Consider the following 12,470-nt stretch of genomic DNA (forward strand, 5'->3'; position numbering starts at 1 on the left):
CCGGGAACGGCCGCATCAGGCCCTGAAATACAAAACGCCCGATGAGATCCATCGGGCGTCGGTTGCCTTGGCCCAATAGGGGCCGGCCGCAGCCAAAAAAGCTGTCAACCTATGTCAGGACTTGACAGCGGTGAGACTCGTGTCAGCCCATCGCCGCCTTGACTGCCTCGCCCAGCTGATACACCGCCAGCGCATAGAAGAAGCTGCGGTTGTAGCGCGTCAGGACATAGAAGTTGCGCAGGCCGATCATGTACTCGGTCGGCTGGTCCGGCGTTGGCAAATCGACAATCAATACGCCCGTTTCGCCTTCGCGCTGTACGTCGATCGGTTCGTCCACGCGCAATCCGGCCTTGGTCAGCTGGTTCAGGGTGCGCGTGGGCCAGGGTTCGCCGTCGGCCGCGGCGGTGGCCACGCCCAGGCTGCCGGCATCGCCGGCAATCCGCCAGGCAACGGGCCGGCCTTGTTCCCAGCCATGCAGTTGGAGGAAACGGCCGACGCTGCCGATCGCGTCGGTGGGGCTGTTGCGCAGATCGACATGGCCGTCGCCGTCATAGTCGATGGCGTACTCGCGCAGGCTGGTCGGCATGAATTGCGGAATGCCCACCGCGCCGGCGTACGAGCCCAGTACCGAGAACACGTCGGTCTTGGTGTCGCGGCACCAGATCAGGTAATCGGCCAGCTGGTTGCGGAACAGCGTCGTGCGGGCGTCGCGATTCGGTGTGTCGGGGTAGTCGAACGCCAGCGTGGACAGGGAGTCCAGCACGCGGAACGTGCCCATGTCGCGGCCGTAGATCGTTTCCACGCCAATGATGCCGACGATGACCGATGCCGGAACGCCGAACTCGGCCTCGGCGCGGCGCAGTGTCTCGCGGTTCTGTTGCCAGAAGCGGACCCCGGCATTGATGCGGATTGGCTCGATAAAGCGCGAGCGGTACGCACGCCAGCTCTTCTTGCCCGGCGTGGTCGGCGGCATGATCAGCCGCGAGACCGTGGCCGAATACACCGCCTGGCTGAAATACGATTCCAGTTCGGCACGCTGAAAGCCGTTGCGCGCCACCATCTCGTCGATGAACGCCCGCGTCTTCGGATGATTCTGATAGCGGCCCGGTTCGATTTCCTCTTCCCGGACACTGACGCGGCGACGGCCGGCGGCCAGGAGCCCTGGAGAAACGCCGCACAGGCCCAATGCGGCAGCGGTGAGTGCGGCGCCCAGTAGCGGGCGGCGCAGGGAGCGCTGTTGGTCGGTCATGATGTCCTTTGCAAGTCGCACCGAGTATAGCGGATGCGATATACGCGGCACCCCGTTCCGGGGAGGTTGGTTACGAAGTTCCGGCGCCACAAGTCCGGGCACGTCCTGTGCTAACGTAACGGCTGGAGACAAACTTGACCCACAATCCAAAATGCCAACGGGTTACTACACGCATCCGTCGTTCCTGTTGCACGAGATGGGATTTTTCCATCCCGAATGCCCCGAACGCCTGCAGGCCATCGAAGACCACCTGATTTCGCATGGGATGGACGGCCTGCTCGACCGGCGCGATGCCCCGGCCGCCACCGAAGAACAGATCGAGCGCGTGCATCGGCCCGACTACGTTGCCAGCCTGAGCGCCAACAGTCCGTCGACCGGCTATTTCCCGATCGACCCGGACACGTCCATGAACCGCCACACGCTCACCGCCGCTACCCATGCGGCCGGTGCGGCCGTGGCCGCCACCGACGCAGTGATCGCAGGCCAGATCGAAAATGCCTTCTGCTGCGTACGCCCGCCCGGCCATCATGCCGAGCCCGACCACGCGATGGGCTTCTGTTTCTTCAACAACGTGGCCATTGCGGCCCGGCACGCCATCGCCGCCCACGGCCTGGCGCGCGTGGCGGTGGTCGATTTCGACGTGCATCACGGCAACGGTACCGAAGCGGCCTTCCGCGACGACCCGCAGGTCATGATGTGCAGCTTCTTCCAGCATCCGTTCTATCCATACAGCGGCACCGAGCACATGGCGACGAACATGTCGAACATTCCGCTGCCGGCGTACACGAACGGCATGGCCGTGCGCGAGGTGGTGGAAACCATCTGGCTGCCGCGCCTGAACGAGTTCAAGCCGGAGATGATCTTCATTTCGGCGGGCTTCGACGCGCACCGCGAGGACGACCTGGGCCAGATGGGCCTGGTCGAGCAGGACTACAGCTGGATCACCCAGCAACTGGTCCAGGTGGCGAAGACCCACGCCCAGGGTCGCATCGTCAGTTGCCTGGAGGGTGGCTATAACCTCAGCGCGCTGGCGCGTAGCGTCTTTGCCCATCTCAAGGTGCTGATGGAAGCCTGAATATGACTTATGCGGCTCAATATGGCGTTCTATATGACGTCAGCGCATAAAGCCATCGGAAAAATCTCGTTTGAGGTATGAAGCGGATCGCATAAAATGCGGGCTTCACAAAAATAAGACCGGCAACACCGCAGGAGAAACCCCGCGCTGTTGCCGTTTTCTTTTCTCTTCATGATCGAACTGCAAGGACTCTCGCAGCGGTTCCCCGGCGGGTCGGGGGAAGTGCATGCCCTGCGTGATGTCAGCCTCTCCATCGCCGCCGGCGAGATCTTCGGCATCATCGGCCGAAGCGGCGCCGGCAAGAGCACGCTGGTGCGTGCCATCAACCTGCTGAACCGGCCTTCCAGCGGCCGCGTGATCGTCGACGGCCAGGATCTCACCGCGCTGAACAACGGCGCGCTGCGTGAGGCGCGTCGCGAGATCGGCATGATCTTCCAGCACTTCAACCTGCTGTCGTCACGCACCGTGTATGACAACGTGGCGCTGCCGCTCGAACTGTCGGGCAAGTCGAAGCAGGAGATCGCCGCGACCGTCGAGCCGTTGCTGGAACTGGTGGGCCTGTCGACGCTGCGCGACCGCTACCCGGCCCAGATCAGCGGCGGACAGAAACAGCGCGTGGGGATTGCCCGCGCGCTGGCCAGCAAGCCCAAGGTGCTGCTGTCTGACGAAGCCACGTCCGCGCTGGATCCGGAAACCACGCGCTCGATCCTGGAACTGCTCAAGCAGATCAACAAGGAACTGGGCCTGACCATCGTGATGATCACGCACCAGATGGAGGTGATCAAGCAGGTCTGCGATCGCGTGGCCGTGCTTGAGGCCGGGCAGGTCGTGGAATCGGGCCGGGTGATCGACGTGTTCCTGCGGCCGCAGCATGAGGTTACCCGCGCGATGATCGGCGACGTGATTGCGCAGGAACTGCCGGCCAGCGTGCTCAAGCGTGTGGAAAGCCGTCTCGGCAATGGCCGCGACCACGTCTACCGCCTGGCTTTCACGGGCGAGAACGTGGACCAGCCGGTGCTGGCACAGGCCATTCGCCAGCACGGCCTGGACTTCAATATCCTGCATGGCCATATCGACGAGATCCAGGGGCAGGCATTTGGCTCGCTGGCAATCATGGCCACGGGCGAACCGGCTTCGGTGCGCGCGGCGATGGATTATCTGCAGGCGCAAGGCGTAGTCGTGGAGGAGATCGAACATGTGGTCTGAAATGTTTGACCTGTTCCTGTCGTCGTTTGGCGAAACCCTGCTGATGGTGGCCATCTCGGGCGTGGTCGGTTCGCTGCTGGGCGTGCCGCTGGGCGTGCTGCTGCACCTGACCAACCGTGGCGGCGTGCTGTCGCATCCGCTGTTCAACCGGACGATCGGCGTGTTCGTGAATGCGGTGCGCTCGATCCCGTTCATCATCCTGCTGGTGGTTGTGATCCCGTTCACGCGCTTCATCGTCGGGTCGTCGATCGGCACCACGGCGGCCATCGTGCCGCTGACAATCGCCGCCGTGCCGTTCATCGCGCGCCTGGTGGAAGCCGCGCTGCGCGAAGTGGACAAGGGCCTGGTGGAAGCCGCGCAATCGATGGGCGCCACCACGGGCCAGATCGTCTGGAAGGTGCTGCTGCCCGAGGCCATGCCCGGCATCGTGGCGGGTTTGACGATCACGTTCGTCAGCCTGGTTGGCTATTCGGCCATGGCCGGCGCCATCGGTGGCGGCGGGCTCGGCGATCTGGGCATCCGCTACGGTTATCAGCGCTACATCACGGAGATCATGGTGGCCGTGGTGCTGATCCTGATCGTGTTCGTGCAGGCCGTGCAGAGTTTTGGCGACTGGCTGGTCCGCCGTATCAGCCATCGTTGATCCATCACAATTTCTACGCAGGGAAACTCAGGGGTAAATCGCAATGCAACGTCGTAGTGTGATCAAGAGCGCCATCGTCGCGCTGGGTGTGGTGGTGTCGGCCGGTGCGTTTGCGCAGGACAAGCCGATCAAGATCGGCGTCACGGGTGGCCCGCACGCCCAGATCATGGAGCAGGTCAAAAAGGTGGCGGCCAAGGACGGCCTGAACATCCAGGTGGTGGAATTCAGCGACTACATCCAGCCCAACGCGGCGCTGGCCGCTGGCGACCTCGATGCCAACAGCTACCAGCATCTGCCGTACCTGGAAGCCCAGATCAAGGATCGCGGCTACAAGTTCACGCATATCGCCTTCACGGTGACGTTCCCGATGGGCGTCTACTCGAAGAAGATCAAGTCGCTCGATCAACTGAAGCAGGGCGCCCGCGTGGGTGTGCCGAACGATCCGACGAATGGCGGTCGCGGCCTGCTGCTGCTGCAGTCGAAGGGTCTGATCAAGCTGCGTCCGGATGCCGGCCTGAAGGCCACGCCGCTGGACATCGTCGAGAACCCGAAGAAGATCAAGATCGTGGAACTGGACGCCGCGCAGTTGCCGCGTTCGCTGGACGACCTGGATGCCGCCGCCATCAACGGCAACTATGCCGAATCGGCCGGCCTGTCGCCCACGCGCGATGCCATTGCCACGGAAGGTCCGAAGGGTCCGTACGCCAACCTGATCGCCATTCGTGCCGCCGACAAGGACAAGCCGTGGGTGGCCAAGCTGGTGAAGGCGTACCACTCGCCCGAAATCAAGCAGTACGTGCAAAGCACTTTTAAGGATTCCGTGATTACCGCCTGGTAATTTCTGGAAGTTTTCATCCAAACCGTGCGCCTGCAGGGCATCCTGCGGCACAATCGGGATGAATTTTTTGGATTGCCGGCTATGCCCGGCAATTCTTTGCCTATAAAATAGTACGATCGTTCGGAAAACAAGAGAGTCGCCACACCGGTGGTTATAATGGCGAGCGATTCAAAAACTTTGGAACTATCAGCTATCAGTGGAGTGAGCGCATGAAAGTACTCGTCGCAGTCAAGCGGGTGGTGGACTACAACGTCAAGGTCCGCGTGAAGTCGGATGGCACGGGCGTCGACCTGGCCAACGTCAAGATGAGCATGAACCCGTTCGACGAAATCGCCGTCGAAGAGGCCGTGCGCCTGAAGGAAGCCGGCGTCGTCACCGAGGTGATCGCCGTGTCGTGCGGCGTGGCCCAGTGCCAGGAAACCCTGCGTACCGCGATGGCCATTGGCGCCGACCGCGGCATCCTGGTGGAGTCGAATGAAGACCTGCAGCCGCTGGCCGTGGCCAAGCTGCTCAAGGCGCTGATCGACAAGGAACAGCCGAGCCTGGTGATCCTGGGCAAGCAGGCCATCGACGACGACTCGAACCAGACCGGCCAGATGGTGGCCGCGCTGGCGGGCCTGCCGCAAGCCACGTTCGCCTCGAAGGTGGTGGTGGCCGACGGCAAGGCATCGGTGACGCGTGAAGTGGATGGCGGTCTGGAAACGCTGTCGGTGAAGCTGCCGGCCGTGGTGACCACCGACCTGCGTCTGAACGAGCCGCGCTACGTGACGCTGCCGAACATCATGAAGGCGAAGAAGAAGCCGCTGGATATCGTCAAGCCGGAAGACCTCGGCGTCGACGTGAAGCCGCGTCTGCAGACCGTCAAGGTTGTCGAGCCTGCCAAGCGCAGCGCCGGCGTGATGGTGCCGGACGTTGCCACGCTGGTGCAAAAGCTGAAGTCGGAAGCCAAGGTTATCTGAGCGCGGGGGAGATAGAACATGACTGCACTTGTCATTGCTGAACACGACAATCAATCGATCAAGGCCGCCACGCTGAACGCCGTGACGGCTGCCGCCCAGTGCGGCGGCGACGTCCACGTGCTGGTGGCCGGTTCCAACGCCCGCGCTGCGGCCGACGCCGCCGCGAAGATCGCCGGCGTGGCGAAGGTCCTGCTGGCCGACGCACCGTACTTTGCCGACGGCCTGGCCGAAAACGTGGGCGAGCAGATCCTGGCCATCGCCAGCGACTACTCGCACATCGTTGCCCCGGCGACCGCCTCGGGCAAGAACATTGTGCCGCGCGTGGCTGCCAAGCTGGACGTGGCCCAACTGTCGGACATCACCAAGGTCGACTCGCCCGATACGTTCGAGCGTCCGATCTACGCCGGCAACGCCATCGCCACGGTCAAGTCGGAAGACAAGATCAAGGTGATCACGGTGCGTGGCACAGCATTCGACCCGGCTGCCACCGAAGGTGGCTCGGCCAGCGTGGAAACGCTGCCGGCCGTGGCCGACGCGGGCATCTCGCAATTCGTGTCGCGTGAAGTGACCAAGAGCGACCGTCCGGAACTGACCGCCGCCAAGATCATCGTTTCCGGTGGTCGTGGCGTGGGTTCGGGCGAGAACTACACCAAGGTGCTGACCCCGCTGGCCGACAAGCTCGGCGCCGCGCTGGGCGCATCGCGTGCCGCAGTCGATGCCGGCTTCGTGCCGAACGACTACCAGGTGGGCCAGACCGGCAAGATCGTGGCCCCGCAGCTGTACATCGCCGTCGGTATCTCGGGCGCGATCCAGCATCTGGCCGGCATGAAGGACTCCAAGGTGATCGTCGCGATCAACAAGGACGCTGAAGCCCCGATCTTCTCGGTGGCGGACTACGGCCTCGTGGGCGACCTGAACACCGTGGTGCCTGAGTTGGTGGCAGCACTGGGCTGATACGGCCCGACCGGCCGGTTCGACATCGTATTGAACCGGCCGCAAGCAGCACTACTATAAAGCCGTTCCGGGTAGCTTCCCGCGAGCGGCTTTTTTGCAGGATCGTGGAGACATACGATGACCTATCGCGCACCACTCAAGGACATGCAGTTCGTCATGAACGAACTGGCAGGGCTTGAACAGATCAGCCAGTTGCCCGGCTTTGAAGAGGCAACCCCCGATACGGCGCAGGCCGTGCTCGAAGAGGCCGCCAAGTTCAACGAACAGGTGCTGGCGCCGCTGAACCGTGCGGGCGATCTCAACCCCAGCAGCTGGAAGGATGGCGTGGTGACCACCACGGCCGGCTTCAAGGACGCGTTCCGCCAGTTCGGCGAGGGCGGCTGGCAGGGCGTGCTGCATCCGTCCGAATTTGAAGGGCAGGGGCTGCCCAAGCTGGTGGCGACGCCGTGCATCGAAATGTTGAACAGTGCGAACCTGTCGTTCGCGCTGTGCCCGCTGCTGACCGATGGCGCCATAGAGGCGCTGCTGACGGCCGGCAGCGATGCCCAGAAGGCCACTTTCCTGCCGAAACTGATCTCGGGCGAGTGGACGGGCACGATGAACCTGACCGAGCCGCAGGCCGGTTCGGACCTGGCCGCGGTGCGCACGCGCGCCGAGCCGCAGGGCGACGGCACGTTCAAGGTTTTCGGCACCAAGATTTTCATTACGTATGGCGAGCACGACATGGCGGACAACATCGTCCACCTGGTGCTGGCGCGTACGCCCACGGCGCCCGAGGGCGTGAAGGGCATCTCGCTGTTCATCGTGCCGAAGTTCAAGGTGAACGCCGATGGGTCGCTGGGCGAGCGCAACGACGTGCAGTGCGTGTCGATCGAGCACAAGCTTGGCATCAAGGCCAGCCCCACGGCCGTGCTGCAGTTCGGCGACCACGGCGGTGCCATTGGCACGCTGGTGGGCGAGGAAAACCGCGGTCTCGAGTACATGTTCATCATGATGAACTCGGCGCGCTTCGCGGTGGGCATGCAGGGGATTGCCATTTCCGAGCGCGCCTACCAGCAGGCCGTGGCCTACGCGAAGGACCGCGTGCAGAGCCGCCCCGTGGATGGGTCGGCGCGCGAGGCCGTGACGATCATCCACCATCCGGACGTCAAGCGAATGCTGATGACCATGCGCGCGCTGATCGAAGGCGCCCGCGCCGTGGCCTATGTGGCCGCCGCCGCGAGCGACGTCGCGCATCAGCATCCCGACGAAGCCGTGCGCCGCCAGAACATGGCGCTCTACGAGTTCCTGGTGCCGGTGGTGAAGGGCTGGAGCACCGAACTGTCGATCGACGTGACGAGCCTGGGTGTGCAGGTGCACGGCGGCATGGGCTTCATCGAGGAAACGGGCGCGGCGCAGCACTATCGCGATGCCCGCATCCTGCCCATCTACGAAGGCACGACGGCCATCCAGGCCAATGACCTGGTCGGCCGCAAGACCGTGCGCGACGGCGGCGCCGTGGCGCGTGCCATCTGCGCGAAGATCGCCGAAACCGAAGCCGAACTGGGCAAACACGGCGGCGCGTCGTTCAAGGCCGTGCAGGCGCAGTTGAAGCAGGGGCGCGAGTCGCTGGAGGCCGTGGTGCAGTTCGTGGTCGAAAACACCAAGGGCGATCCGAACGCGGTGTTCGCCGGCAGCGTGCCTTACCTGAAGCTCTGCGGCATCGTGCTGTCGGGCTGGCAACTGGGTCGCGCGATGTTGGCGGCCGATGCCAAGCGCGCGGAAGATCCGGCGTTCTACGACGCCAAGATCGCCACCGCGCATTTCTTCGGCCAGCACATCCTGTCGCAGGCTTCGTCGCTGCGCGCGGCTGTCGTGGAAGGCGCCGAGCCGATCAATGCCATGACGGCCGATCAGTTCTGATCCGTTTCAGGGGATCGTAAAAACGCGAAAAGGGCGACCCGCGGGTCGCCCTTCTTGTTTCTGCAGCGCAGGAAATCAGGCCGGCACCGGGCGCGGCACGTGGTGCGTGCGCGGCTGCTTGCGATAGCGGTCCACCGACAGATCGTCGGCACGAATCGCAGGGCGCGTGCCCGATACCAGATCGGACAGCAGCTGGCCCGAGCCACAAGCCATGGTCCAGCCCAGGGTGCCGTGGCCGGTGTTGAGCCAAAGGCCGCGGATACCGGCGGGGCCCACCACGGGCGTGCCGTCCGGCGTCATCGGACGCAGGCCGGTCCAGAACGTGGCGCGGCTCACATCGCCGGCGCCCGGGAACAGGTCGGTGACCACATGTTCGAGCGTGCGGCGCTTGTTCGGATCGAGCGAACGGTCGTAACCGACGATCTGTGCCATGCCGCCCACGCGGATGCGATCGTCGAAGCGCGTGATCGCCACCTTGTACGTTTCGTCGAGCACGGTCGATATCGGGCTCTTGTCGGCGTCGAGCAGCGGCACCGTGATCGAAAAGCCCTTGAGTGGGTACACCGGCAGGTTCGAGAGCCCCGGTAGCACTGGCTTCACGAACGGCGTGGACCAACTGCCCAGTGCCACCACCACGGCATCGGCCAGCATCGGCTCGCCGCCGACGATGGCGCCAGTCACGGCGTCGCCCTGGGTCAGCAGGCCGTCGATCGACCGGTTGTACTGGAACTGCACGCCGATCGACGCAGCCATGGCCGCCAGCCGTTCTGTAAACAGCTGGCAGTCCCCGGTTTCATCGTTCGGCAGGCGCAAGCCACCCGCCAGCTTTTGGCCAGCGCGGCCTAGCGCCGGTTCGCTCGCGCCGAGTTCGTCGCGCGAGAGCAATTCGTAGGGCACGCCGGCCTCTTTCAGCACGGCGATGTCACGCGACGCGGCTTCCATCTGCGCATCGGTACGGAATATCTGCAGCGTGCCTTGCTGGCGGCCTTCATAGGCGATGCCGGTCTCGGCACGCAGCGCGCGGATGCAATCGCGGCTGTACTCGGCCAGCCGCACCATGCGTTCCTTGTTCACGGCGTAGCGGTCCGCCGTGCAGTTCTGCAACATTTGCCACATCCACTGCAACTGGAACAGCGAGCCATCGGGCTTGATGGTCAGCGGCGCATGTTCCTGAAACATCCACTTGATCGCCTTCCGCGGCACACCCGGTGCGGCCCACGGCGACGCATAGCCCGGCGAGATCTGGCCGGCATTGGCAAAGCTGGTGCCAAGCGCGGGGCCACCTTCGCGGTCCACCACGGTCACTTCGTGACCGGCCCGGGCCAGGTACCACGCACTGGTGACGCCAATCACGCCACTGCCAAGAACAAGAACGCGCATTTTCGGGGGCTCCGTACTGCCTAATAGGGCTATGGAAGAATTCGCTTCTATACTATTGACTTAGATGCAGTGTTAGTTAGCGAATATCTTACAAAAACAGGAAAGATTCATGAGAACAAGCCGCCAGCCGATTCGCACGCTGGACCGCCTGGACCGGAAGATCCTCGGGATGCTGCAGGCCGATGGTCGGATATCGATGAAAGACCTGGCGGAGGCAGTGGGACTGACGATCACGCCCTGCATCGAACGCGTGAAGCGGCTGGAGCGCGACGGCGTCATCATGGGCTACTACGCGCGGCTGAATCCGGCCCTGCTGGGCAGCGCGCTGCTGGTATTCGTCGAAATCTCGCTGAACAACAAGTCGGGGAATATGTTCGAGCAGTTCCGCCGCGAGGTGCTGCGCATTCCCGAGGTGCTGGAGTGCCATCTGGTGTCGGGCGATTTCGATTACCTGATCAAGGCGCGCATCCGGGAGATCGGCGAGTACCGCCGGCTGCTGGGCGACATCCTGCTGCAACTGCCGGGCGCCGCGCAGTCGAAGAGCTACGTCGTGATGGAGGAGATCAAGGAGACGCTCGCCATTGCGGTGGACGCCAAGGAAAGTGCCGCGTCCGGCACGGCTTGATATCCGGGTTGGGTCCTGCGCGTCGATACTGTATATTTGTACAGTATTTGATCGCCCCCAGACCCGACCATGCCCCCGAATCCCACGCCGCCGCCCCGCAAGGGCCGCGGTGCCGTCAGCAACCTGCAGGGACGCTTCGAGCGAGATCAGCGCGAGGCCTTCGACGACGGCTGGGTGGTGCCCGAAGAATCCCCGGCCGCCGATGGGGCGGGTGCCGAAGCGGCGCTGCCACGCAGGCTTGTGACACAGGTCACGCGCGAGCAGGCCAGGTCGATCCTGTCGCGCAATGCATCGCCCGATATCCCGTTCGATACCTCGCTGAATCCCTACCGGGGCTGCGAGCATGGCTGCATTTACTGCTTCGCCCGCCCGACGCACGCGTACCTGGACCTCTCACCGGGGCTCGATTTCGAGACGAAGCTGTACGCCAAGGCCAATGCCGCGGAGCGGCTGCGCGACGAGTTGTCCCGGCCCTCGTATCGATGCGCGACGATTGCGCTGGGCGTGAATACCGATGCCTACCAGCCGATCGAGCGCGAGCAGCGCATCACGCGTGGCGTTCTGGAAGTGCTGCATGAGACCGATCACCCGGTGGCGCTGATTACCAAGTCATCGCTGATCGAACGCGACATCGACCTGCTGGCGCCGATGGCAGCCCAGCGGCTGGCGGTGGCGGCCGTGACCATCACCACGCTGGATGCCGACCTGGCGCGCACGCTGGAGCCCCGGGCGGCCACGCCGTCGCGCCGTCTGCGCACGATCCGGACGCTAACCGAAGCCGGAATTCCGGTGGGGGTCAGTGTGGCGCCGGTCATTCCGTTCATCACTGTCAACGCCAATCGAAATTTGCACGTTTGGGGCGGCCGAAACTTGCAGAGAGCCAAGCCAATGTTCCTGCACTCATTGTGCGGCACAGCATTGACGGATACCCCTGTAGGGCGGTGGTGCTGGCCTGAAGCGCCAGACTTTTGAGCAGCGTGTTGCCGGTCAAAAGCCTTACAACGGTCATTGAAGATCCGGCGTCGGGATCCGGCCAGTTTCCGCCGTTCGCCAAGGCCCTGCGAATTGCTGGCGAGCGGACGGTCGACTCGCTAACATTGCGTTCTGCCTGCTGCGAAGACACAACATGCTCTCGATCAATCGGTTAACTGTCCTTCCACCACAAATAGATGATCTGGAGCGCGAGGCTTCAGCGCAAGGGTTCAATTTTGTTGGGCGCTTGATCGACGAGTGGCGCGCCGGAACCAACAGGTTCGACAAGCCTGGCGAGTGTCTCTTCGGGATCATTGACAACGAAACCCTCGTAGGAATCGGAGGTTTGAACGTTGACCCGTACGTCATGGACGGCTTTACAGCGCGACTGCGTCGTCTCTATGTTGCAAAGGTCTTTCGGCGTCGCGGCATAGGTGAAGCCCTCGTTCTTGAGCTTCTTCAGCATGCATCGCTACATTTCCGTCAAGTCCGGCTTTCAACCGATACTGAATCCGCCGCTGCCTTCTATTCTCGACTGGGTTTTAGGGCGATCGAAGATGAAACGGCCACCCATGTCAAAGTGCTGTGCTGCTGATGACCGGATGGCTCTTATGGGTCGATCAGGGACGACCGCCGTTGCAGACCTGGTATCCGACTGAGAACGGCC

11 protein-coding genes and 1 pseudogene are annotated in these 12,470 nt (G+C 63.4%); 10 read left to right on the forward strand and 2 right to left on the reverse strand.

Going from position 1 to position 12,470, the window contains the following annotated elements:
- Positions 1-142 precede the first annotated feature (142 nt).
- On the reverse strand, positions 143-1,249 hold the full coding sequence (gene mltB, locus CYJ10_RS04670; RefSeq protein ID WP_101680340.1) for a lytic murein transglycosylase B: 1,107 nt from the start codon (positions 1,247-1,249) through the stop codon (positions 143-145).
- 151 nt (positions 1,250-1,400) lie between these two features.
- On the opposite strand from mltB, the gene CYJ10_RS04675 reads away from it, so the two are divergent.
- The 7 genes from CYJ10_RS04675 to CYJ10_RS04705 all read left to right on the forward strand — a co-directional run bounded on the left by CYJ10_RS04675 (position 1,401) and on the right by CYJ10_RS04705 (position 8,826).
- The gene (locus tag CYJ10_RS04675; RefSeq protein WP_101680341.1) at positions 1,401-2,324 is read left to right on the forward strand and encodes a histone deacetylase family protein; all 924 of its coding nucleotides are present in this window, start codon (positions 1,401-1,403) and stop codon (positions 2,322-2,324) included.
- A gap of 171 nt (positions 2,325-2,495) precedes the next feature.
- Positions 2,496-3,530, forward strand: coding sequence for a methionine ABC transporter ATP-binding protein (locus tag CYJ10_RS04680; protein WP_101680342.1), 1,035 nt, complete (start codon positions 2,496-2,498; stop codon positions 3,528-3,530).
- Positions 3,520-4,173 (forward strand): methionine ABC transporter permease, encoded by a 654-nt coding sequence (locus CYJ10_RS04685; protein ID WP_101680343.1) that lies wholly within the window; start codon positions 3,520-3,522, stop codon positions 4,171-4,173. The genes CYJ10_RS04680 and CYJ10_RS04685 overlap by 11 nt, the downstream gene beginning before the upstream one ends.
- Positions 4,174-4,216: 43 nt before the next feature.
- Entirely contained in the window at positions 4,217-5,011 is a 795-nt protein-coding gene (locus tag CYJ10_RS04690) for a MetQ/NlpA family ABC transporter substrate-binding protein (protein WP_101680344.1), read from the forward strand.
- 209 nt (positions 5,012-5,220) lie between these two features.
- Positions 5,221-5,970, forward strand: a complete 750-nt coding sequence (locus CYJ10_RS04695) for an electron transfer flavoprotein subunit beta/FixA family protein (protein ID WP_101680345.1) — start codon at positions 5,221-5,223, stop codon at positions 5,968-5,970.
- An 18-nt stretch (positions 5,971-5,988) separates the two neighbouring features.
- On the forward strand, positions 5,989-6,924 hold the full coding sequence (locus CYJ10_RS04700; protein WP_101680346.1) for an electron transfer flavoprotein subunit alpha/FixB family protein: 936 nt from the start codon (positions 5,989-5,991) through the stop codon (positions 6,922-6,924).
- Between the two features lie 117 nt (positions 6,925-7,041).
- Complete coding sequence (locus tag CYJ10_RS04705) at positions 7,042-8,826, forward strand: acyl-CoA dehydrogenase (protein WP_101680347.1); 1,785 nt, start codon at positions 7,042-7,044, stop codon at positions 8,824-8,826.
- Positions 8,827-8,901: 75 nt separating this feature from the next.
- Here CYJ10_RS04705 and CYJ10_RS04710 read toward each other — a convergent pair whose 3' ends face one another.
- Positions 8,902-10,206: a D-amino acid dehydrogenase gene (locus CYJ10_RS04710; RefSeq protein ID WP_101680348.1), complete on the reverse strand. Its 1,305-nt coding sequence runs from the start codon at positions 10,204-10,206 to the stop codon at positions 8,902-8,904.
- 109 nt (positions 10,207-10,315) lie between these two features.
- Here CYJ10_RS04710 and CYJ10_RS04715 point away from each other — a divergent pair, with 109 nt between their 5' ends.
- The 3 genes and pseudogenes from CYJ10_RS04715 (at position 10,316) to CYJ10_RS04725 (ending at position 12,398) form a co-directional block, all read left to right on the forward strand.
- Entirely contained in the window at positions 10,316-10,831 is a 516-nt protein-coding gene (locus CYJ10_RS04715; protein ID WP_101680349.1) for an Lrp/AsnC ligand binding domain-containing protein, read from the forward strand.
- A 69-nt stretch (positions 10,832-10,900) separates the two neighbouring features.
- A pseudogene (locus tag CYJ10_RS04720) lies at positions 10,901-11,659 on the forward strand (radical SAM protein); the annotation flags it as partial.
- Between the two features lie 298 nt (positions 11,660-11,957).
- The gene (locus CYJ10_RS04725; protein ID WP_101680350.1) at positions 11,958-12,398 is read left to right on the forward strand and encodes a GNAT family N-acetyltransferase; all 441 of its coding nucleotides are present in this window, start codon (positions 11,958-11,960) and stop codon (positions 12,396-12,398) included.
- Positions 12,399-12,470 lie beyond the last annotated feature (72 nt).

The sequence above is a fragment of the Cupriavidus pauculus genome (assembly GCF_002858765.1).
In the GTDB taxonomy this organism is placed as follows: domain Bacteria; phylum Pseudomonadota; class Gammaproteobacteria; order Burkholderiales; family Burkholderiaceae; genus Cupriavidus; species Cupriavidus pauculus_B.

Coding starts and splice junctions, on each gene's coding strand:
- CYJ10_RS04705 (WP_101680347.1), top strand. CDS start 7,042: ATGACCTATCGCGCACCACTCAAGGACATGCAGTTCGTCATGAACGAA.
- CYJ10_RS04690 (WP_101680344.1), top strand. CDS start 4,217: ATGCAACGTCGTAGTGTGATCAAGAGCGCCATCGTCGCGCTGGGTGTG.
- CYJ10_RS04715 (WP_101680349.1), top strand. CDS start 10,316: ATGAGAACAAGCCGCCAGCCGATTCGCACGCTGGACCGCCTGGACCGG.
- mltB (WP_101680340.1), bottom strand. CDS start 1,249: ATGACCGACCAACAGCGCTCCCTGCGCCGCCCGCTACTGGGCGCCGCA.
- CYJ10_RS04685 (WP_101680343.1), top strand. CDS start 3,520: ATGTGGTCTGAAATGTTTGACCTGTTCCTGTCGTCGTTTGGCGAAACC.
- CYJ10_RS04680 (WP_101680342.1), top strand. CDS start 2,496: ATGATCGAACTGCAAGGACTCTCGCAGCGGTTCCCCGGCGGGTCGGGG.
- CYJ10_RS04675 (WP_101680341.1), top strand. CDS start 1,401: ATGCCAACGGGTTACTACACGCATCCGTCGTTCCTGTTGCACGAGATG.
- CYJ10_RS04710 (WP_101680348.1), bottom strand. CDS start 10,206: ATGCGCGTTCTTGTTCTTGGCAGTGGCGTGATTGGCGTCACCAGTGCG.
- CYJ10_RS04695 (WP_101680345.1), top strand. CDS start 5,221: ATGAAAGTACTCGTCGCAGTCAAGCGGGTGGTGGACTACAACGTCAAG.
- CYJ10_RS04725 (WP_101680350.1), top strand. CDS start 11,958: ATGCTCTCGATCAATCGGTTAACTGTCCTTCCACCACAAATAGATGAT.
- CYJ10_RS04700 (WP_101680346.1), top strand. CDS start 5,989: ATGACTGCACTTGTCATTGCTGAACACGACAATCAATCGATCAAGGCC.